This is a genomic window from Acinetobacter sp. V91_7, from assembly GCF_031799075.1.
Classification (GTDB): Bacteria; Pseudomonadota; Gammaproteobacteria; order Pseudomonadales; family Moraxellaceae; genus Acinetobacter; species Acinetobacter calcoaceticus.
On sequence record NZ_JAVQNT010000044.1, the window covers coordinates 72,493 to 94,538 of the forward strand.

Sequence of the window (22,046 nt, forward strand, 5' to 3'; positions counted from 1 at the left end):
AGTGATGATGAATAATGCACTATCGGACATTTTTCACAATCAAACCGCACTCACTCGTGAACGGTTAAGCTTTTGTGAAGCCAATATTAAAGATCTTAATGAATGGGTCACTACCCTTTCTATTATGCAACTCGGCGATACGTCAAAAGCATTATTCACAGCTATTTTAGAGCTCAATGAATTAAAATGTAGCGAGACCTTACGTTTCGATCTCATACAAACGCTTCATCCCACCATTAATAACGTTCTTGCAAGTCTAGAAAAAAACTTTTTTAACCAAGGCGTTATTAGCACAGACCGTAATGAACACATTATTGAATTAGCGATGTTGCTCCGATGCTATTTTGCCAGTATTTATTTAAATATTGCTAAAAATAGCCATGAGCAATTACAACATCAAAAATTTTCACTGTTTGCCTATAAACAAAAAAAGAATTTGCAAACGGCACGTACTTTATCGACTTTCCATGCGCTGCAACAATTAACCAGTCTCTTATATCAGCAGCATATGCTCTATAGTGAACCGGTCAAAGGACAATGGTTAATTGCACATCAACTTTATGAAACTGCTGTTCAGCATAAATATCATCTGGTAAATATTAACCATATTCAGGGTGTACATCACCCTCTAGCAAATATTACTCAAGCTTATGCTCAGCTGATTTTGCTCGATATTTTAAATACGAACCAAATTCGTCAGTCAGAAATTCAGGCATTATTTCAATGTAGCTTTGACTGGGCAAGAATGATTCATATTTTGCCGAAAGACACAGCATTAACGAAATATGTGGTCGATCCAAATAAAGATCATCCGCCGGTTTATAACACCAAACGCAGCTCTAACTTTAGCCCAAACATTTTTATAGGCACACAGGCTTTACTTGAGCATGTCACTGCAACCATGCATAAAAATGCGCAATATATTTCCAAGAATGAAAAATTTTATTTAAGCCCAGCTTTAAAGTTTCATGTTCAAACTATTTTAGGTACTACGGCTCAACGTCGTCATGAACGTTATGAATATAATGCAGAGCTACAAATTTGTTTCGGTTTAAGTACGGCTCATTTCTATCTCTCGAAAGCAAAAAACTTCGAAGAAACGCTACAACTTAACAATAACTACAACTTACAAAGTGAATCTAAAGTTCTATCCAATTTAGAGAAAAAAGAACAACAAACGACATCCTATCAACGCTTAAGTCGTGAAAGCAAAACCATTTATCAAACCACTGTTCTCGATATTAGTGTCAATGGATATCGTATTAAATGGTCTGGCGAGGCACCGAAAAATCTAAGAACCGGTGAATATATTTTAGTTAAAGAAACCTTGCATGGACAATGGCGTGGTGGAGTAATCCGCTGGATTAAGCAGTCGACAGAAAAAAGCCTAGAGTTAGGTTTAGAGATTTTGTCACAGGCTATGTTCCCTTGCGCAGTGCATATTCAAGCTGAGCGTCATACGCGCAATTATCATCCTGCACTATTACTACAAACACAAAACCTAGAAGAAATACAAAATACGCTGATTTTACCGGGGTCACAAATTTTTAGAGAGCAACAAACAATTCATTTACGATTGGGGACAGAAGAAATCAAAGTGTATCTACTCAAAGCACAACTCATTACTCAAAGTTTTATTCAATTTCATTTCGAACTTCTGAATGATCAGCAACAAAATCTGCTTGATCAGTTCATGATGAAAAAGAATAGCAACTCTAGCAGTCAAGATTTATGGGAAGCACTAAAGTGAGAAACTCTTTATTATCTAAAAAGTTAAAACGTACTGAAACACGTTTACTCATTATTGATGACAACCAGCTACGTTATAACCAGATTTTAAATTTATTATTAGGGAATGATTATCAAGTTCAGGCATTATTGCTTGACGACCTCAAAAGCTTTGAAAAACAGTTAAATACGCCTTGGGATGCTATTATTTTTGGTCGTGCTTATGACCTAAAAATTGAACAAACCCTCTCCCTTATTCAAGCATCTGAGCAGCCACATTTACCTGTTTTGTTATTGCAACCTGAAGACTATCAACCTCAGCAATATCAGACTTATATTCATAAAGGTATTTATGATGTAGTTCCATTAGAACCATTAGATTATTTTTATATCACGCTTATTCGAACCTTGTCGTATAGCCATTTATTGCAAACCGAGCAACGCCTGACCAGTGAACTAGAGACTATTCACTCTCATACACAAACATTGGTCAATAACAGCCATAAAGCAGTTGCCCTTTTTCAAGAAGGCATGCACGTTAAGGCAAATACAGAATACCTCAACCTTTTTGGCTTTAAGCAAGAAGAAGAGATTATTGGCCTGCCGATATTAGATGTGTTACAACCCAATGATTTAAATATTTTTAAACAAAGATTTAAGAAGATTTCATTAGGTCAATTTGATCAGGCGCGTTTTGAAATCCAGAGTCAGCATGCAGCAATTTCAGGTAATAATGCTTTAAAACTTGAATTTATTCCCAGTCAGGAAGAAGATGCCGTACAGTTAACCATTGACTATCAACTGGATTTACAAACACCCGCAAATACAGTTTTTTCTGAAAAGAGTTATGGGTTAATTACGCCTTGGCAACAGATTAATCGACAACTATCAACTCACCCTGCTCAAGCAAATGCATTGGTTTTATTTAGATTAAGTCAGTGCCCAGAACGTATATTTCAACTCGATTGGCAAACTCCTGGACAATATTTTAATCGGCTGCAAAGTTTTCTGAAAGAACAAGCACAAATGCCGATTTTCAATCTTGAACTTGGGGCATATCTTGGCGTTTTGCAAGCCGAAAACAGTACAGTCCTTAACTCCCAATTGGCTAGTCTGCAAAGTTTGCAAAAAGAGTATTTATTACCGATTAATGAGCTTAACTACTCGATCCAGTTTAAGCTGAGTTATGCGCAAATTACTGAACCTTTAGATGAAGCTAGTTTTGCAAAGCTACTCGATCAAACAAGTCAGCAAGAGCTACCTAAGGCGAAGTCAGAAATTGAGTTAGTGCCAACTATCGATATTATCACTCCTGAGCCTACGAGTTCTTCTATCTCACTTGATCTAAGCCTTCAGAATGTTGATGCTCCTGTGCAATCCTCTCTATTGCAACAATTAAAGCAACAGTTAGCACGGGGTGAAATCCATTTAAAATATCAGCAGATTTATGATAAGCATGATCAAGAAACCCATAACTATGAAGTTACTAGCGGTTTTATTGCAGATGAACAGTGGCATGACTTAAACGATTTAGCTGCATTAAGAGATGATAGCGAACTTTCTATTCAATTAGACCGTTGGATCTTGGTTGAGGCTAGCAAACAGCTACATAATTTTATTACGCAGTATCCGAAAGCTAAACTGATTATTAACTTGAATATTGATATCTTACTCAAAGATAAATCATTCCCTGAGCTGATTTCGAAATTACTCACCATTATTGGTAGTAAGCAAGAAAGCCCATTGGTTTTACAATTTTCAGAACAAGCGATTCAGCCACATCTTACAATTGTGCAGCAACAAATAGCTCGCCTACGTCAACACGGCGCAGAAATTTCAATTCGGGATTTCACATCTTCTATTTATAGTGAATCGATATTGCAACAACTTGATGTTCAATATTTAAAATTGCAATCGAAGAAGACAGAGCTATTAAACTCAGACGCTGGTTTAGCGCAATTACAAGAAAAGGTTTTGAACTATTTGACTGTAAAACCAGTAGGGATTTTGCTTGCCGATCTTGATGATATGAACTTATTTGCTAACGCTTGGAATGTGGAAGCACGTTTCTTACAAGGTCGTTATTTCCAGAAAAAACTTGATCGATTAACAGACGTACAAGACCAATAATGGTCTTGTCGTCCAGAAACAAAAAACGGGCATAAAGCCCGTTTTTTGTTTCGTTTTGCAGTATTAACGCTTGATAGAGCGAGACATACCAGAAAAACGTTGTTTGAATTTGTCGATACGACCACCAGTGTCTACATTCTTTTGCTTACCAGTGTAGAAAGGGTGGCAAGCTGAACATACGTCAAGGTAGATAGTGTCTTTACCTAAAGCAGAACGAGTTTCGATTACGTTACCGCAAGAACAAGTTGCTACTAATGTTGCATATTTTGGGTGAATATCGGCGCGCATCGTCGATTACTCCTAATTTAGAAAGGCTTAAGCTGTCATCGCAATTGATCACTCTCAACTAAGTTGAGGACAGGCTCAAATGAGCAGATCAACACCACAACAGACCATTCTTTTGGCCCACCGAAACCTCTAGGGTTAGAGCTAAGCACAACAAGTGGACAAGATTATACGTCAAATAATTTTTATTTGCGAATTAATCTTTAGATTTAGCCCAGTAATTTGCAATTACCCCACAAACCATTAATTGGATTTGGTGAAAGATCATAATAGGTAACACAATCATGCCTAAAGGCTGACCAATAAATAAGATTTGCGCCATCGGCACACCACTTGCCAGTGTCTTTTTTGAGCTACAAAAGAAAACCGTGACTTGATCTGCTCGATTAAATCCAAAAGCACGTGGTAGATAAAGTGCTAATAGCATAATGATGGTTAAAAGAACTGAACAAGCAACCGTTAGAATAAGTAAAGTTTTCCAACTCACCTGATGCCAGAGCCCTGCGACCACTGCCCCACTAAATGCACCATACACCACCATCAAAATTGAGCCTTGATCGAAAGCTTTAACAATACTTGGAACTTTTGCCATATAGGGAAAAATATAAGGACGTAATATTTGTCCTAAAATAAATGGCACTAACAGTAACAATGTAATTTGTATAATTGAAGCAGTCGGATCGAACCCATGTTGGCTTTGGCCTAAAATAAAAAAGCTAACCAACACTGGTGTAATAAACATACCAATCAAATTTGAAAAAGATGCACTACAGACCGCTCCCGCCACATTCCCTTTTGCAACTGATGTAAATGCAATAGAAGATTGAACCGTAGAGGGTAAAAAGCACATAAACAGAAAACCCCAGTACAGCTGCTGACCTAATAGAGGTAACAGAATCGGCTTAGCCAACAAACCAATCACTGGAAAAACAAAAAAAGTAAATGCGAATACAAGTAAATGCATTTTCCAATGCAAAATGCCTTCAATTACAGCCTCACGAGACAGCTTCGCACCATGCAAAAAAAATAATATTGCAATCGCGACCGTGGTGAGTGTATTGAAATATTGCGCTGCTTGACCACTGACTGGAAAAAATGTTGCTAGTAGTACCATTCCAACCAACAAAATTGTAAATCGATCAAGTGCCAATAACTTCAACATAGCCACATCCTATGATTATTTTAGATAAATAAAAAACCCAGTTGATAAATTGACCATTCGGTCGGATATTCATCATACTGGGCTCTAAAAATAAAGCTAGACTTTTAAGACCTAAATCTTAAATCGCCTAAGTCATTTATTTAGTTGTTTCTGGCATCAGCATCTTGTTGAATCAACTCGATTTTATAACCATCTGGATCTTCAACAAATGCAATAACCGTTACGCCGCCTTTCATTGGGCCGGCTTCACGCACGACTTTACCACCACGTGCTTTAATTTCTTCACATGCTTTATAAGCATCATCGACACCAATAGCGATATGGCCGTATGCATTGCCTAAATCATAACTTGAAGTATCCCAGTTATGAGTGAGTTCAAGCACAGTATTAGTTTCTTCATCACCATAACCAACAAATGCCAGTGTAAAGCGCCCTTCTTCATAATCACGCTTACGAAGTAACTTCATTCCTAATACTTCGGTATAGAACTTTAAAGATTGTTCTAAATTGCCTACTCGCAACATTGTATGAAGCATTCGCATGTTTATTCACCTGCCTTTTCTGATTCATGTGTTTGATGATCTTTTAGCAGTTTTCCAACCCAAACCACTAAAATCAAGATTGGAATACCAATAAGAGTGGTCATCAAAAAGAATTTTGGATATCCAATATTACTAACTATGGTACCTGAATATCCACCCAAAAGTTTTGGGGTAAGCGTCATAAGTGAACTAAAGATCGCATATTGAACAGCTGTGAACGACACACTCGTTAAACTTGAAAGGAAGGCGATAAATGCTGCACCAGCCAAGCCAGAAGCCAAGTTGTCGACAATAATGGCAAAATAAAGCCATGAAGAACTATACGGTTTAATCACCTTACCGCTGATTTCAACTGATTCACCTGAAAGCGGGTCAACGTAAGCTAAGGGTTCAATATTTACATCTAATTCACTTGCTGCTTTTAGATTTGAGCTAACAGCATATGGATGAGATGCAGAAAGTATTTTCCGTTCACCGTCTACTACAGCTACATTGAGTTCTTTACTTGCCGATGAAGCTAATTTTTTCGCATCAATTGCTGCACTAAAAATACCTTTTTCATCTGACATTTTTGCATCAAAATTTTGTCCATCAAGACTAATTATGATTTTTTGTGTAGGGGTTAAAGCTTGCCCGAAGTATTGCCCTCGAATCACAATACTCCTTTCTCCCTCTTTCAAATAGATTTGATCATTACCCATGATCGGTAAAATTTGTAGAGGTGATTTGGCTAATTCAGTAGTGAGTAATGGCTGAGTACGAGTCACAGGTGCTACATCATTTTGTGTGGCATAAGCAGCTTTCACCTCAATTTGTTTCACTCCATTAAAGCTAGAACTTGGTACCTCAAGCTTCCACAAACCTACTTCATCGGGCTGAACTTTATAGCTTTGCTCACCAACTTTTACATCAACTAAATCTAATGGCTGTCCAGATTTTACCAGTCCAATAAAAATTAAATTGGTAGAACTTGCCAAAACTGCACCGACAAACATAAGCTTCATAATGTTTATACGCTGTGCTAAAAGGCCACCTAAGAACCCACCTATTAAACTAAATATCACCCCATAAATTTTGACTGCTTCAGCAATTTGTTCTTTGCTAAAGTTAAGGTCTTGATAAAAAACATTGGAAATAACACCCGCAATAATGTCTGAAATACGAAAGAAACCAATGAGGAGCAATAAGACTAATGCAAGTTTGACACCATAACGTTTAAAGAAATCTAAGATCGGTGCAATCCATGTCTCTTTAGCCATTTGTTGGTTAACTACACCAAATTTAACCAGTAAATAGCCCACAAAAATGGCACAGGCTGTCGCCGTTAAAAATCTTAAAGCTTCTAAACCAAATAATGCTGCGTTGTCTTTTATACTTCCAGCTTGCGAGATTGCATCTGTTATCTGTCCAGAATAAATATAGGTTGCTACAAATGAAATAACGGCAACAAAAAACACGAACACCAAGCGGTAATAATCACTACTCTTATAGTTTTTATAAACACGATTTACCTGAGGTTCACGAACGAGCAAAGTCGTTACAATGCCGACTAACATAACCGCTGCCATGGTTAAGTAAGTCATTTTCCAAGCTTCGTAAATGTAATTACCTTTAGCAGTTCCCAAATGTGCAGCTAGAAATAATGCCCCCGCTCCAGCCACAATCATTCCGATTCGATAACCAGCATTATAGGTAGATGCCAACACTGTTTGCATTTCTGTTTCTGCTAATTCAATACGGTAGGCATCAATCACAATATCTTGTGTTGCTGCTGAAAAACCAAGCAACACCGCACCTACAGCCATTTGAACCAGATAACTCTGACCTAAAGCCGGATCAGAAAAAGCCATAATACAAATAGCAAGAACAATCAAACACTGTGCGATTAACAACCACGCACGTCTTCGGCCTAACATTTTAGTTAAAACAGGTACAGGTAACTCATCAATGAGAGGAGCCCAAACAAACTTAAAAGAGTAACCTAGAGCCGCCCAACTAAAAAAAGTGACTGCACTTTTATCAATACCTGCCTCTCCAAGCCATAAAGAGAGACTAGAGAAAATTAATAAAATTGGAATTCCGGCAGAAAAACCAAGAAACAGCATAATTAATGCACGGCGATCTAAAAATGCTTTAAAAGCCGAGACCCAACCCGAAGCTTGTGTGGTCATTCGTTTTTTATTTTCCATAAATTATAAATGTGCCTATTCAAACCCTTCTTACAATTGCTTTCAAGATTCTTTATGCAAACATTTTGGGTTTGGCGATAAAAACCGCAAGTTTGCTTGATATTTTATGCTAAACCTGTATACCTTTAGCCTTCAACCTTCGTTTTCTTTTGCTGGATATCAACAGTGACACAAAAACTTGATCAAGTGACTATTTCAACTTTATCACTCGCCAAAACAAACACCACAAACGTCACAGTAAATGCATTTCCTTCAGCTTTTGAGCAACCTGATATAAAAATGACCTTAGATAAGACCGTTTTAAAACCCGAACAACTTACACATATCCCAGATTTTGAAAAAATTCCAGCTTCAACTAAACGCATCAAACCGCTTAATAACTTTTTAGGTCAAGATCGTGCCAAAGCATCTGTAGAGGCGGGAATTTCTTTACCCTACTCAGGCTATAACATTTTTGCTGTAGGAACTGCTGGTTTAGGCAAACGTACCATGATCAAACGTTTGTTACAGCAGCACGCCAAAACAATGCCAACACCTGATGACTGGGTGTATGTCTATAATTTCAAACAAGCACGTCAACCTATTGCCCTACGTTTCCCAGCAGGTCAAGGGACTAAGTTTCAACAAGCACATGAACAAACTTGGCAAATAATTTTAAAACAACTTGAACGCCGTTTTAGTGCAGAGACTTATCATAACCGTATTGAGCGCATCCGTCAGGAAACAGGTGATGTACAACAGCAAGCACTTGTTGAACTGACCAAAGAAGGTGAAGAACTCGACTTAAAACTCATTTCTCGTAATGAGAAACATGGTTTTGTACCTGTACAAGTCAAAGATGATCAAGTTCAAGAACTTACCCAAAACGATATTGATGCTTTAAATAGTAAACAACGCGCTGAAATTGCGGCCAATATTCGCTATATGGATAAAAAGCTGGATCGCCTTGGTTTACATTTAGGTGATTTAGAAGATGATGCACGTGACAAAGTGTCAGTGTTAAATCGAGATATTGCAACGCAAGTCGTTATGCCAAGAATGGACCTTATTTTAAATAAATATGGTCAGGTTAAAGGACTCGAAGATTACTTAAAACAATATGCACAAGATATTATTGATAATGTAGAACTGATTTTAGAACAAGATGAAGATGATTATGCTCCATCAATGTTCAACCGTGTTCCTGCACGTTATCAAGCTAATGTTATTGTGGCTAACAAACCAAATAGCGGTGCTCCTGTTATTTTTGAAGACTTTCCAACACACTATAATTTACTTGGTCACGTTGAACAGCTCACCCATAACGGCACAATTATCACAGATTTCACCTTGATTCGTCCGGGTTCATTGCATCAAGCCAATGGTGGCTTTTTAATGCTTGAAGCTGAGCAGTTATTAGAACAACCATATGCTTGGCAAGGTTTAAAACGCGCGCTTAAATCTGGGCAGCTTAAATTGTCTTCACTTGAACACATGCTGACTTTAACTGGCAGCATTTCGATTGAACCTGCTGCAATTCCGCTCGATATTAAAGTGATCTTAATGGCTGAGCCTGAAATTTATTATGAAATTTTAGAGATTGAACCAGAACTTGGCAGTGTCTTTAAAATTCGTGCAGATTTTACCGATACTCTGCAACGTAATGAAACGAATGAACAGGCTTATATGCAGTTGATTGCTGACTATGTACAAGCCGATAAATTACTACCATTTGATCGTAGCGCTTTAGCAGCTTTATTAACTGATTCGAGCCGCCAAGCAGAAGATCAAAGCTCGTTATCATTACATGCGTCGACTTTAGGTGACCTCATTCGGGAAGCGCATCACCATGCGTTTAAAGCCGAAGACAAGATCGTCACTGAACAGCATATCAATTTAGCTCTACAACATCGACAATACCGTTTGGGCTATTTAAGAGAGCTTTACTGGCAAGATCTTTCACGCGGTACACAATTAATCGAAACGTCGGGATACCGTTTAGGTCAGATCAATGCCCTTTCCGTTATTCATTATGCAGATGTTGAGTTTGGTTTGCCTTCACGTTTGACAGCATCTGTTTATCAAGGTGGCGGTGATATTCTTGATATTGAACGTAGTGTAGAACTTGGTGGTTCACTGCATGCCAAAGGCGTGTTGCTGATGTCTAGCTTCTTGAAAGCTCACTTTGGTCGCGAACAGATTTTACATTTCTCTGCTGCGCTTGCATTTGAACAGAGCTATGGTCAAGTCGATGGCGATAGTGCCACTGTTGCTGAGCTTTCAGCATTGATTTCTGCTATTAGCCAGATACCAATTGATCAATCATGGGCAATTACTGGCTCTATGAACCAATTAGGACAAGTCCAGCCAATTGGTGGCGTAAATGCAAAAATTGAAGGCTTTTATGATGCATGTAAATTACAAGGTTTCACAGGTAAGCAAGGTGTCATTATTCCTCGGCAAAACATGCAGCATTTAATGATACGTCAGGATGTTATTGATGCTGTTCGCAGCGGTCAATTCCATATCCATGCGATTGATACGATTGATCAGGCACTTGAAATTTTAATGGCTCGTCCGGTTGGTGCACTCGATAAAAAGGGTAAATACAGCAAAAATTCAATTTATGCAGCAGTGATGGAACAACTTGAATATTGGCAAGCCATTGAGGATGGTGCTGAAATTGAAGAAGAGCCAAAAAAGAAAAAGAAAAATAAGAAAAAAATTAAGAAGCATGAAGAACTTACTGCTAACGATCCGCCACAAGAAAATGCAGAAGAAGTTGCCACATTAAAACAGAAGTAATAAAAAAGGGCCTGTAAAATACAGGCCCTTTTTACTTTTAGACTTGCAAAATTAACGGACGATTTGAATCGCTCGCCCTCCTGCTAACTGGCTAAAATATTGTTTAAGTGCTTCAACACAACGTTGAATTTTCATTGGTTGTTGATCATGCTTGGCAACCTCTGCATACAATGTAAAAGCTGGTAATTTCCAATCTGGCATGAGTTCAATCAAAGAACCATTTTTTAATTCTTTTTGAGCGTCCAAATATAGAATTCGTGCAATACCATGCCCTTGCTGACATAACGCTTTTGCAACTTGTAAATTATTGCTCTGCAAACGGCTTTGCATTTCAATATTAAGCGTTTCACCTGTTTTTACATGTTGAAAATTGAAATGGCGCGAGTCATTCATGACATTAATCGACAACAATTCATGGTCTCTTAAATCATTAGGATGCACAATTGGACTAGATTGGTTCAGATAACTGGGAGAAGCTACCAAAATTTGATCTACAAAAGCCATCGGAATGATAGAGCTACTCTCTTCTACCGGAGTGGAACTCATGCGTACTGCGATATCAATTCGCTCTTCAATTAAATCGATATAGCGATGCCCAACTTCGAAATGCACAGATAAACCGCGATGAGCTGACATCCAGTGAGATAATGCAGGAATGAGGTGTTGAACTGCTAAATCAGGAGTTGTTGCAATACGCAAATCTCCGATTAAATCATCCCTCAATTCATTAATTCTGATTTTTCCCCTTTCAGCAGCCGCCAACATCTCTTGACAGCTTGAAAAAAAAGCCTGTCCGGCTTCTGTTAAACTAAGTTTACGAGTGGAGCGATGTAATAAAATTACATCCATTTCATTCTCAAGGGAGCGAATCTGTTGGCTCACCGCACTTGTTGTAATTCCCAATTCACGTGCCGCACCACTGAATGAACTTTTTTCGACCACACAAGCAAAAACACCCATCGCACGAAGCTGATCTAACATAGGTTTCCTCAAATCTAATTTTAAATTTATAAAAAATGCTTATTGTTGTAATGAAAGCAACCAATTACATTATACGAGGAAACCTAAGTTTTTTGCATTAGCTATTTTGGTAAAAGATTTATAGGATTAATCGGTTTTCCATCCAAACGAATCTGGAACTCGAGCATGACCTGAGACGCTCCAGTAGATCCCATTTCGGCAATTTTTTGTCCAGCAGTTATATTATCACCGCTTTTCACCAACATCTTGCTATTGTGGGCATACGCACTGATGTAACCGTCAATATGCTTAACTAAAACCAGATTTCCGTATTCTTTTAAGCCATCCGCTGCATAGACAACTTGACCATCGGCTGCGGCATAAATAGGGTCACCCTGATTTCCACCATAACGGATTCCCTTGACATTATTTGCCAAATTAAACCCTTGAATTACTGGGCCATTAGTCGGTTTTATCCAACGTAAGCTCGAATTTGGTGCAACTGAAGCTACTGTCGTATTTGTTGATGGTACGCTAGTTGCTGGCTGAGTTACTGGAGTAACAGGCTGTGTTGTTGGTAAAGCAATGGTTTGACGCTTAATTTGTTCAGGTTGTGCCATGACTTGCGTAGAAACTGTTCTTGGCGAAGAACCTTTCTTCAAACGCAACGATTGATTGACATAAATACGATATGGTGCGGGAATATCATTCATTTCGGCAATGCTGACATAGTCCAGACCATAACGCATTGCGATACCACTTAAAGTATCACCTGAACGAACTGTGTAATAGTTAGGAGCCATTGCATAGCGAGAACTATTATTAATTTGCGGTTTAGAAGCACATCCAGCCATAGCCACAGTAAAACCTACAGCTACAGACAACAGCATAATTTTCATTATTTTGTCTTTTTGGATATTCACTCTGCTTTGTTGCCCAATTAAATGCATTGATCTCCCTCACTAAATGCTACAAATCATTTCGGCTAAGAGTACCAAAAAAGTAAGAGGAAACACGTTCCTCTTTTTCTTTATTCACAAAGTTATAACATTCGAGGCAAATTATTGGCTCAAACTTAGCTGTAGGTCTTCTAAAACAGCATAATTTGTTGCGTCCATCTGAATTGGGGTAACACTTACATATCCATTAGCCACTGCAAAAAAGTCAGACTGAATTTGGCTTAGATCACGCTGCGGATCTGTCACAGCTTCACCTGCTAGTCCAATCCAGTAAACTTGACGTCCTCGTGGGTCAACATGACTCGTAATTGGCTTAGATTGGGCACGGCGTCCCTGATAAGTAATTTGTGCTCCTTTTAACTGTGGCACGTCTGGAATATTAATATTCAAGATATGTCTTGGAGGCAAAGATGGCAGTCCACTTGCAATAAAATCATGAACCCACTGAGCAGCCTGAGCATAATCTTCTTTATTGTTATAAGCGCGGACATCAGAGCCAGCTAAAGACACAGCAATTGCTGGTTGCTTCATCAAACGGCCTTCAAATGCTGCGCCTACTGTTCCAGAATATAAAACATCATCACCTAAGTTTGCTCCGCTATTGATTCCACTCACGACCAAATCAAATTCAAAATCGAACAAACCATTCATTGATAAATAAACACAATCTGCTGGCGTACCATTCACTGCCCATACATCTTCAGCAATTTGAATTGGACGTAATGGTCGATCCAATGTCAATGCACTTGAAAAACCACTTCTTTCACTTTCTGGTGCAACCACAACCACGCGTCCAAGTGGTCTTAATGCTTCAGCTAAAGCCTGTATACCCGGCGCAAAAACACCGTCATCGTTCGCAATTAAAATATTCACTAAAATCTTTCTCGACAAATAAACCTAAAGGTTTTCACAATTGAATTATCTGTTGAATTATATATATTTATGCCTCCATAGCATTATAAAATTGTGAAAAAATGAAAACTTTCGCTCCTTTTTTTCAGGTATTGGGGATCAGTATCACATTGTGTACGCAAGCTGTATTTGCAGATGAGGATATCTCAACACAAGAGGCTGATAGCTTAATTAAAGATGATATTGCCGCAACGCAAGTTTTGCAGGAAATCTGCCCAGCTTTCGTGGGAACAAATAAAAAACTTGAGTTAAATACTCAAAAAATTATTGCGATGTATCTGAAAGGTTATTCAAATAAATCAATGTCCTTAGCAAATCTGCAAAACGATGCTGAATTTAAAACTTTATTAAATGAAGCACGTCAGGCTGCAAAACAAATGGACCATCATGAACAACATGAGCTCTGTGAAGAGATGGTTAATTATAAGGAATAGATCTTAATCTTTTTAGAATAGAGATTTATTAATTTTTGGTTTTCTGTTTGCCATTAAGCAGAAAACCAACATAACAATACATTTTTTCCATTTTCTTAACCTACAAATTAGTTAAGCTATCGACATATTTAAATTTTTTATTTCGGGTTATCAATGTTTATGAAGAAAAGCTTAGTTCAATCGCTCTCTTTGGTTTTACTTATGAGCATGGCAACAGTTGGTTTTGCTGCTGATAAGAAGAAAACAACTGAAAAGAAAACCGAAAATGAAAATGTTGTTGAAGTGACTCCACAACAAGGTATAACCCCTGAAGAATTAGCTGCAATTCAAGTACTTTCTGAAATTTGCCCAGACCTTATTGGCAAAAAAGATGCTGATTTTGCTCAAGGTTACGAACGTTTAGTTAAAGACTATCTACCAAATGAAACTGATGCTGTCTCTGCGTTAGAAAAACGTAGCAAAGACAAAGGCTTCAAAAAATACTTAAAAGAAGCGCGTAAAGATGCGAAAGCCGCAGGCGATGACCAAAACACTTTAGTTTGCCAAGACGTGAAAGCATATCAATCGCAAAACTAAATTAGCAAAAAACTCTTGAGTTACAATACTGTTTGAAAAAGCCGACTTCCCCCATAGAAGTCGGCTTTGCTTTATCCTAAAATGCTAGGCTCTTCTGCTTCATACAAGATATTGGAATTACATAGAATGACTCGAAAAAGCGCTATTGCTGCACTACTCCTCTTGCCAAGCTTTTCTTATGCAGCAACTGTCTTATCAGCTCCGCCAGAATTAAATAATAAGTCTTATGTATTAATGGATTACGAGACAGGACAAATTCTTGCTTCTAAAAATGAAAACGAAAAGCTTGCACCTGCTTCTATGACTAAAATGATGACTAGTTACATCATTGAACAAAAATTATTAAAAGGTGAGCTGACTGAAAATGAGCAGGTTCGTATGAACGAGTCTGCATGGTGTAAAGGAAGTAGCTCTGAATCATGTATGTATGTTCCTTTAAATGGTACAGCCACTGTTCTAGAAATGCTTCGCGGTATTATTATCCAGTCAGGTAATGATGCATCAAAAGCAATGGCTGAACATATTGCCGGAAATGAAGGCACTTTTGCTCACATGATGAATCAGGAAGCAAAACGTATCGGCATGGTAAATACCCAGTTTGTTAACTCGACTGGTATGCCAGCTGAAGGCCACTATTCAACTGCAAAAGATATGGCAGTTTTAGCACAACATATTATTAAAGACAGCTCAAAATATTACCCAATCTACTCTGAAAAAGAATTTACTTTTAATGGTATTAAACAAGGTAACCGTAATGCCTTGCTTTACACAGACCCAAGTGTAGATGGCTTAAAAACAGGCCATACAGATGAAGCTGGTTACTGCTTAACAACTTCAAGTAAACGCGGTCCAATGCGTTTAGTTTCGGTGATTTTTGGTACTCCAAGCATGTCTGAACGTGCAGACCAAACTCGTACATTATTGGCTTGGGGCTTTGCAAACTTTGAAACAGCAAATGTTCAGCCAGCCAATCAAGTTCTTGCAAAAGCGAAAGTCTGGTTTGGTAAAGAAGATGAAGTTCAAGTAGGTTTAGCTGAAAACTTTAGTGTGACGATGCCTAAAGGTAAAGCTGACGGCATTAAAACTCAGTTAGTGGTTCAACCTAACTTAAATGCGCCACTTCAAAAGGGCCAAGTCGTAGGTAAACTCGTTGCAAGCCTAGACGGCAAAGTAATTGCTGAAAAGCCATTAGTTGCATTAAAGCCAGTTGAAGAAGCAGGATTCTTTGCACGCTTAATCGACCATGTTAAACAATTCTTCAGCAACTTATTCTAATTTTTGAATAGTTGAATTAAGCACTCATGCTATTTAGCCTGAGTGCTTTTTTATTTTATAATTCGACTAAATTTTATGTTGATACCTCTCATGGCAAAGAACATCCGTCCCTATCTTGAACACCGCCCTCAAATTGATACAACATGCTATATCGATGAAATGGCTGTTGTAGTCGGTGAAGTGAGCTTAGCTGAAAATGTTTCTGTCTGGCCTTTTGCAGTGATTCGCGGCGACGTAAATAGTATTCAAATTGGTAAAAATAGTAACGTACAAGACCATTGTATGTTGCACGTTAGCCACAAAAATGATGCAAAACCTAATGGCTCACCTCTTATTATTGGTGAAGATGTGACTGTTGGCCACCATGTCACCTTGCATGGCTGCATCATCGGTAACCGTGTTTTAATCGGGATCAATACCGTTGTTCTAGATGACGTGATTATTGAAGATGATGTGATGATTGGTGCGGGCAGTTTGGTTCCACCGCGTAAAGTCTTAAAAAGTGGTTATCTATATGTAGGAAGTCCTGTACAGCAAGTACGACCACTGACCGAAAAGGAATTAGCATTTCTTCCCTATTCGGCAAGACATTATGTGAAAGTACAAAATAATCATAAAAATAGTGAAGTCTAACTTTGCTATTTTTAGTTTAATTGACATGTATATTGCACTTACAAGAATAAGAAACCTTTGAGAAATAAATAATGAGCTTAGATAACACCCATAATTGCCCTACTGAACATGAGCTAATAAACCAAATCAAAATCAATATTGAAGAATATGGATTACAAGTTATGGGAATTAGCGCAACGGACTATTTACCTTCTTTTAGTTACAGTGTGGGTTTATATGAGAGTTATCAGCATCCTGAAATTATTTGTTTTGGATTACCTACGGATCTAGCTCATCTCATTATTAATGATGTAGCAAATCTAATTAGAAATGGAGAAAAAATTACCTCCTATCAAGATTATGATGACAAAATTTTTAAAGAGAGTCGTGCCCAATTTTTACCTGTAGATTTCAGGAATATTGAGGATTATTTCGGTGGAGCGCTGAATTATTACCAACACAATAATTTCTTAGCTTTACAATTAGTCTGGACTGATCGCAATGACAAATTTCCTTGGGAAGAGGGATATGCGGAAGAGTTGATTTATGATCAACCCTTACTAGATCGAAATGCTGATTTTAAATTTAGAGAGGCCAGAAATTTAGGTATTTTCACCACTCGACAATGGCTAGATTTAAATCAACCTATTTTAAGAGTTATTCATGATAATGATGGGGATTGGCAATTTCTAACAGGTAATCAGGAACCGGAGGATATTCGTCTCGTTGCCTTAGAACAAATGATATTAAGAGATTCGAGCTTAAATGAAGTTTTTGATCTTGATTACGGCCAAACTGCTGAAAGAGATTGTATTAATAATTCATGGAAAAGAACAAATCTTGATGAGTAAAAAGATTTATAAAAATCTTATCGTAGCCAAAAACCCCTAAATTTCGTATTATACGTCTTTTAAATAATGGTGCTTTTTTATGGCCGCATGGACTCCTCATGTCACCGTTGCTACAGTCGTAGAAAAAGACGGACGCTATCTTTTTGTAGAAGAACATAGCGAAGGTTTTGTACACACCGTATTTAACCAACCTGCCGGTCATGTGGAATGTGGTGAGTCATTAACACAAGCAGCCATTCGTGAAACACTTGAAGAAACGGGTCATCATGTTGAAATTGATGCCTTGCTCGGTATTTATACTTATACCCCGCCCATGTTTCCGGATCGTACCTATTATCGCTTCTGTTTTCTAGCGCATGTGACTCAGGTTGAAAGTAATCCTCAACTCGATACAGATATTGTAGCTGCTGTGTGGATGACACCAGATGAGCTCAAAGAATCTGCTCGTGCTCGTAGTCCGCTCGTACTAAAAGCAGTTGAAGATGCCATGAAAGGCCACCATTATCCTCTATCGCTTATTTATGAGCACCCTTTCTCTCCCTCATTAACTTCTCATTTGGATGCCTAGTCCTATGCAACAACGTGTCATCGTCGGTATGTCTGGTGGTGTAGACTCTTCTGTTTCTGCAGCACTTTTACTTCAACAAGGATATCAAGTTGAAGGTCTTTTCATGAAGAACTGGGAGGAAGACGACGGCACGGAATACTGTACGGCAATGGAAGATTTAGCCGATGCTCAAGCAGTAGCCGATAAAATAGGCATTAAACTCCATACAGCAAACTTTGCTATGGAATATTGGGATCGGGTGTTTGAACTTTTCTTAGCTGAATATGCAGCTGGACGCACGCCAAACCCAGATATTTTATGTAATAAAGAAATTAAATTCCGTGCATTTTTAGATCATGCCATGACTTTAGGTGCAGACTTTATCGCGACTGGTCATTATGCACGTCGTGGTGAAACTGCATATAACTCGAAAGGCGAAGCATACGCACCATTATTACGTGGTGTAGACAATAACAAAGACCAAACTTATTTCTTGCATGCTGTTCATGGTAAAGAAATTAACAAAACCCTATTTCCAGTCGGTAAGATCGAAAAACCAGAAGTCCGTAGAATTGCTGAAGAACTTGATCTTGCTACAGCCAAGAAAAAAGACTCTACTGGGATCTGTTTTATTGGCGAACGTCGATTTAATGACTTCCTTAAACAATATTTGCCCGCTCAACCTGGAAAAATTGTACTTGATACAGGTAAAGAAGTTGGTGAACATCACGGTCTGATGTACTATACGCTCGGTCAACGTGGCGGAATTGGTCTAGGTGGTTTGAAAGGTGCAGCTGAAGGTGCATGGTTCGTACTACACAAAGATATTGCCAATAACCGCCTAGTTATTGGTCAGGGACATGAACACCCACTCATGCAAAGCACACAGCTTTGGAGTGAGTCAATTGACTGGGTGGCGGGCGAACAGAATATTCCAGCTGAAGGTTTACGCTGTACAGCTAAAACACGCTATCGCCAACCTGATCAGGCGTGTACAGTTTTTAATGATGAAAATAGTGAACACGGTGTACGAGTTGAGTTTGATGAACCTCAGCGCGCTGTTACACCGGGTCAAAGCGTTGTATTTTATTCAGATGAAGTTTGCTTAGGCGGGGGTGTCATTCACCATACAAATGCCCCTACACCAAATTTTATTTAAGGGAATGAATGGCATGGTGGAGTTACCATTTCAACAATCACAAGCCTTGAATGTTCGCCAAAACCGTGCCCTTGCCTTGGCTGGGGTATTTCAGGCCACCCAGCTCACGCATATGACAGCCCTAACGGGTCAGCAGAGTATTGGTGAAAGTGGTAACTTCTATTTTGAGCTGTTAATCAAAGCGAGTTTAAATATTCGCCCTACAGCCAACAATGGTGTCCAAACATTAGATTTTTTTAATCAGTTGGCAGATATTTCTTTAGGGCTTAAAACACTCGAAAATTGTATTACCCAACCTTTTACAAATATGCCTAAATCTCGCCTTCCAAAAATGGGCACTGCCAAGCTTCCGATGTCATACGCTATGTCCCTTTTACAATTAGAAAAGAAGGTCTATGGCAACCCAGAATACGTCGCAATCATTGAAAAAGCTCAGCAAAAGATTTTAAAACAGCTTTCTTTTTTTGATAATAACTATTTACACCCAAGCATTTTAGCCAATTTGGCTCAAACTTATGTCGATACTGCTGGGCAGATTAACCCTCGCATTCTCGTTCGTGGTAATGCAGAAGCATTTAAAGATACCAACCATACTAACCGCATCCGTGCTTGTCTGTTTACTGGCTTGCAAATGGCCCATTTATGGCGACAACTCGGTGGTAGTTCGTGGAACATGATTTTTAGCAAGCGTAAATTGCTACAGGATATTCATGCACTTGCTCGTTTACAGTACCAAGTCATCTAAGGCTGTAAAGAGATTATTTTTGGTTTTATGTTTATTCCAACATTAAGGAATCGTTATGAACGCTTTAACCGCACTATCACCATTAGATGGACGTTATGCCAGCAAATGTGATGCGCTACGCCCTTTTCTTTCTGAGTTTGGTTTAATTCATGCTCGTGTCACTGTAGAAGTGCGTTGGTTACAAGCGCTTTCTAACCGTCCAGAAATTGTTGAAGTTGCTCCTTTTTCAAATGAAACAAATGCAGCTTTAGATGCCATTGTTAGCAACTTTTCTGAAGAAGATGCTAACCGCATTAAAGAAATTGAACGCACAACGAACCATGATGTAAAAGCTGTTGAGTATTTCTTAAAAGAGAAAATTGCAGGTATTACTGAATTACAAAATGCGGGTGAGTTCATTCACTTTGCTTGTACATCAGAAGACATTAACAACTTGTCTCATGCGCTTATGCTTAAAAACGGACGTGAAGTTTTAGTATCAAGCATGAAGCAAATTTTAAATGCGATCTCTGCTTTAGCAACGACTCACGCTGAACAACCAATGTTGTCACGTACACACGGTCAAACTGCAAGCCCAACAACTTTGGGTAAAGAAATGGCGAACGTTGCATACCGTTTAGCTCGCCAAATCAAGCAATTTGAAAATGTTGAGCTACTCGGCAAAATCAACGGCGCTGTAGGTAACTACAATGCTCACCTTTCTGCTTATCCAGATGTTGACTGGGCTGCGCATGCTCAAGCTTTTGTGGAATCTTTAGGTTTAGCATTCAACCCGTACACGACACAAATCGAGCCACATGACTACATGGCAGAGTTGTTTGATGCCCTACGTCGCTTCAACACGATTTTAATCGACTTTAACCGTGACGTATGGGGTTACATTTCTTTAGGTTACTTCAAACAAAGATTAAAAGATGGTGAAGTTGGTTCTTCAACTATGCCACACAAAGTTAACCCAATTGACTTTGAAAACTCTGAAGGTAACTTAGGTATTGCGAATGCAGTATTAGCGCACTTAGGCGAAAAATTACCAATTTCTCGCTGGCAGCGTGACTTAACTGACTCGACTGTACTTCGTAATATGGGTGTTGGTTTTGCACAAAGCTTAATTGCTTTTGATGCGTGCTTAAAAGGCATTGGTAAACTTGAGCTCAATGCAGCTCGTTTACTTGAAGATCTTGACCAAGCTCAAGAAGTTTTAGCAGAGCCAATTCAAACTGTTATGCGTCGTTATAACGTTGAAAAACCATATGAAAAGTTAAAAGCATTAACTCGTGGTCAAGCAATGACTCGTGACATGATGGTTAATTTCGTAAATGGTGAGGAACTTCTTCAAGTGCCAAGCGAAGAGCGTGCACGTTTAGCAGAGCTTACTCCTGCAACTTACACAGGTAATGCTGCTGAACAAGCAAAACAGATCAATGACTTAATTAGCAAAATCTAATTGAAAAGTTAAAAAAAGCGAAGCTTCGGCTTCGCTTTTTTATTACACTGATATAAAGCACAATAAAGTCCTATTTATAAAATGATCGAAAAACAATTCAAACTTAAACACTATGTTGCTCTAGTCCTCATATTTATTGCCATCTTACTATCAAGCATTCACCCCCTTGAATTTGAAGCTTATTTACTTCATCAGGTAGGGACTGTTTTTATGTTAGTTCTACTATTTATTATTTTTAAAAAGATTGGTCTCGATTTTTTAAGTTTTACTCTCTACTTACTATTTTTACTGATTCACATTATCGGTGCACATTACTTGTATTCATATGTTCCTTACAATGACTGGATTCAACAAGTGTTCCATTTTAATCTAGATCAATACATGGGGTGGTCCCGTAATATGTATGATCGTTTAGTTCATCTTGCATATGGTGTTTTACTCTACCCTCTTATTTATCGAGTTTTTCAAGTTTGGTTGCCTACAGCACGGCCTTTTACTCTGTTTTTACTTGTGATCCAGTTCGTGATGGCATCTAGCGTTTTTTATGAACTCATTGAATGGGCGATTGCAATTGGTTTATCTCCAGAAGAAGCTGAGAATTATAATGGTCAACAAGGCGACATGTGGGATGCCCATAAAGATATGCTGTTAGCAACTATTGGGGCAATAATTTATGGAGTTGCTGCTCTTATAAAAAAACCTAAAATAAATAATTCATAAATAAAAAAAAGCGCTCAATGAGCGCTTTTTTT

General features: G+C 38.4%; 20 protein-coding genes. 13 read left to right on the plus strand and 7 right to left on the minus strand.

The window, feature by feature from the left end:
• Positions 1-4: 4 nt before the first annotated feature.
• Both RMB03_RS18515 and RMB03_RS18520 read left to right on the plus strand, forming a co-directional pair.
• Positions 5-1,750: a GTPase gene (locus RMB03_RS18515; RefSeq protein WP_311077217.1), complete on the plus strand. Its 1,746-nt coding sequence runs from the start codon at positions 5-7 to the stop codon at positions 1,748-1,750.
• Positions 1,747-3,858, plus strand: a complete 2,112-nt coding sequence (locus RMB03_RS18520; protein ID WP_311077218.1) for an EAL domain-containing protein — start codon at positions 1,747-1,749, stop codon at positions 3,856-3,858. Before RMB03_RS18515 ends, RMB03_RS18520 begins: the two co-directional genes overlap by 4 nt.
• Before the next feature lie 63 nt (positions 3,859-3,921).
• Here RMB03_RS18520 and rpmE read toward each other — a convergent pair whose 3' ends face one another.
• From rpmE to RMB03_RS18540, 4 genes are all read right to left on the minus strand, one after another.
• Positions 3,922-4,146, minus strand: a complete 225-nt coding sequence (gene rpmE / locus RMB03_RS18525; RefSeq protein ID WP_003650476.1) for a 50S ribosomal protein L31 — start codon at positions 4,144-4,146, stop codon at positions 3,922-3,924.
• Positions 4,147-4,339: 193 nt separating this feature from the next.
• The gene (locus tag RMB03_RS18530; protein ID WP_170834038.1) at positions 4,340-5,311 is read right to left on the minus strand and encodes a bile acid:sodium symporter family protein; all 972 of its coding nucleotides are present in this window, start codon (positions 5,309-5,311) and stop codon (positions 4,340-4,342) included.
• 134 nt (positions 5,312-5,445) lie between these two features.
• Positions 5,446-5,847, minus strand: a complete 402-nt coding sequence (gene gloA / locus RMB03_RS18535; RefSeq protein ID WP_003650472.1) for a lactoylglutathione lyase — start codon at positions 5,845-5,847, stop codon at positions 5,446-5,448.
• 2 nt (positions 5,848-5,849) lie between these two features.
• Positions 5,850-8,036 (minus strand): AmpG family muropeptide MFS transporter, encoded by a 2,187-nt coding sequence (locus RMB03_RS18540; protein WP_311077219.1) that lies wholly within the window; start codon positions 8,034-8,036, stop codon positions 5,850-5,852.
• A gap of 165 nt (positions 8,037-8,201) precedes the next feature.
• Between RMB03_RS18540 and RMB03_RS18545 the strand changes: the two genes are divergently transcribed.
• Entirely contained in the window at positions 8,202-10,820 is a 2,619-nt protein-coding gene (locus RMB03_RS18545) for an ATP-binding protein (RefSeq protein ID WP_311077220.1), read from the plus strand.
• Between the two features lie 51 nt (positions 10,821-10,871).
• Here RMB03_RS18545 and RMB03_RS18550 read toward each other — a convergent pair whose 3' ends face one another.
• The 3 genes from RMB03_RS18550 to surE all read right to left on the minus strand — a co-directional run bounded on the left by RMB03_RS18550 (position 10,872) and on the right by surE (position 13,612).
• Positions 10,872-11,801: a LysR family transcriptional regulator gene (locus tag RMB03_RS18550; RefSeq protein WP_003650468.1), complete on the minus strand. Its 930-nt coding sequence runs from the start codon at positions 11,799-11,801 to the stop codon at positions 10,872-10,874.
• Between the two features lie 101 nt (positions 11,802-11,902).
• Positions 11,903-12,730, minus strand: coding sequence for a peptidoglycan DD-metalloendopeptidase family protein (locus RMB03_RS18555; RefSeq protein WP_003650467.1), 828 nt, complete (start codon positions 12,728-12,730; stop codon positions 11,903-11,905).
• Between the two features lie 111 nt (positions 12,731-12,841).
• Positions 12,842-13,612, minus strand: a complete 771-nt coding sequence (surE, locus tag RMB03_RS18560) for a 5'/3'-nucleotidase SurE (protein ID WP_004643567.1) — start codon at positions 13,610-13,612, stop codon at positions 12,842-12,844.
• A gap of 101 nt (positions 13,613-13,713) precedes the next feature.
• Between surE and RMB03_RS18565 the strand changes: the two genes are divergently transcribed.
• From RMB03_RS18565 to RMB03_RS18610, 10 genes are all read left to right on the plus strand, one after another.
• The gene (locus RMB03_RS18565) at positions 13,714-14,085 is read left to right on the plus strand and encodes an MCR_0457 family protein (RefSeq protein ID WP_017391902.1); all 372 of its coding nucleotides are present in this window, start codon (positions 13,714-13,716) and stop codon (positions 14,083-14,085) included.
• Positions 14,086-14,238: 153 nt separating this feature from the next.
• The gene (locus tag RMB03_RS18570; protein ID WP_005039026.1) at positions 14,239-14,661 is read left to right on the plus strand and encodes an MCR_0457 family protein; all 423 of its coding nucleotides are present in this window, start codon (positions 14,239-14,241) and stop codon (positions 14,659-14,661) included.
• Positions 14,662-14,787: 126 nt separating this feature from the next.
• On the plus strand, positions 14,788-15,936 hold the full coding sequence (gene dacC, locus RMB03_RS18575) for a D-alanyl-D-alanine carboxypeptidase PBP5/6 (RefSeq protein WP_005039024.1): 1,149 nt from the start codon (positions 14,788-14,790) through the stop codon (positions 15,934-15,936).
• A 90-nt stretch (positions 15,937-16,026) separates the two neighbouring features.
• Positions 16,027-16,569, plus strand: a complete 543-nt coding sequence (locus tag RMB03_RS18580; RefSeq protein ID WP_311077221.1) for a gamma carbonic anhydrase family protein — start codon at positions 16,027-16,029, stop codon at positions 16,567-16,569.
• Between the two features lie 71 nt (positions 16,570-16,640).
• Positions 16,641-17,399, plus strand: a complete 759-nt coding sequence (locus RMB03_RS18585) for a DUF4262 domain-containing protein (RefSeq protein ID WP_311077222.1) — start codon at positions 16,641-16,643, stop codon at positions 17,397-17,399.
• 79 nt (positions 17,400-17,478) lie between these two features.
• Complete coding sequence (locus RMB03_RS18590) at positions 17,479-17,967, plus strand: NUDIX hydrolase (protein ID WP_003650461.1); 489 nt, start codon at positions 17,479-17,481, stop codon at positions 17,965-17,967.
• Positions 17,968-17,971: 4 nt separating this feature from the next.
• Positions 17,972-19,105: a tRNA 2-thiouridine(34) synthase MnmA gene (gene mnmA / locus RMB03_RS18595; RefSeq protein WP_311077223.1), complete on the plus strand. Its 1,134-nt coding sequence runs from the start codon at positions 17,972-17,974 to the stop codon at positions 19,103-19,105.
• A 13-nt stretch (positions 19,106-19,118) separates the two neighbouring features.
• Entirely contained in the window at positions 19,119-19,850 is a 732-nt protein-coding gene (gene hflD, locus RMB03_RS18600) for a high frequency lysogenization protein HflD (protein ID WP_311077224.1), read from the plus strand.
• A gap of 55 nt (positions 19,851-19,905) precedes the next feature.
• Positions 19,906-21,294 carry an adenylosuccinate lyase gene (purB, locus tag RMB03_RS18605; RefSeq protein WP_311077225.1) on the plus strand — a complete coding sequence of 463 codons (1,389 nt, stop codon included), beginning with the start codon at positions 19,906-19,908 and terminating at the stop codon, positions 21,292-21,294.
• An 81-nt stretch (positions 21,295-21,375) separates the two neighbouring features.
• Positions 21,376-22,014, plus strand: a complete 639-nt coding sequence (locus RMB03_RS18610; protein WP_080027556.1) for a DUF2238 domain-containing protein — start codon at positions 21,376-21,378, stop codon at positions 22,012-22,014.
• Positions 22,015-22,046: the final 32 nt, after the last annotated feature.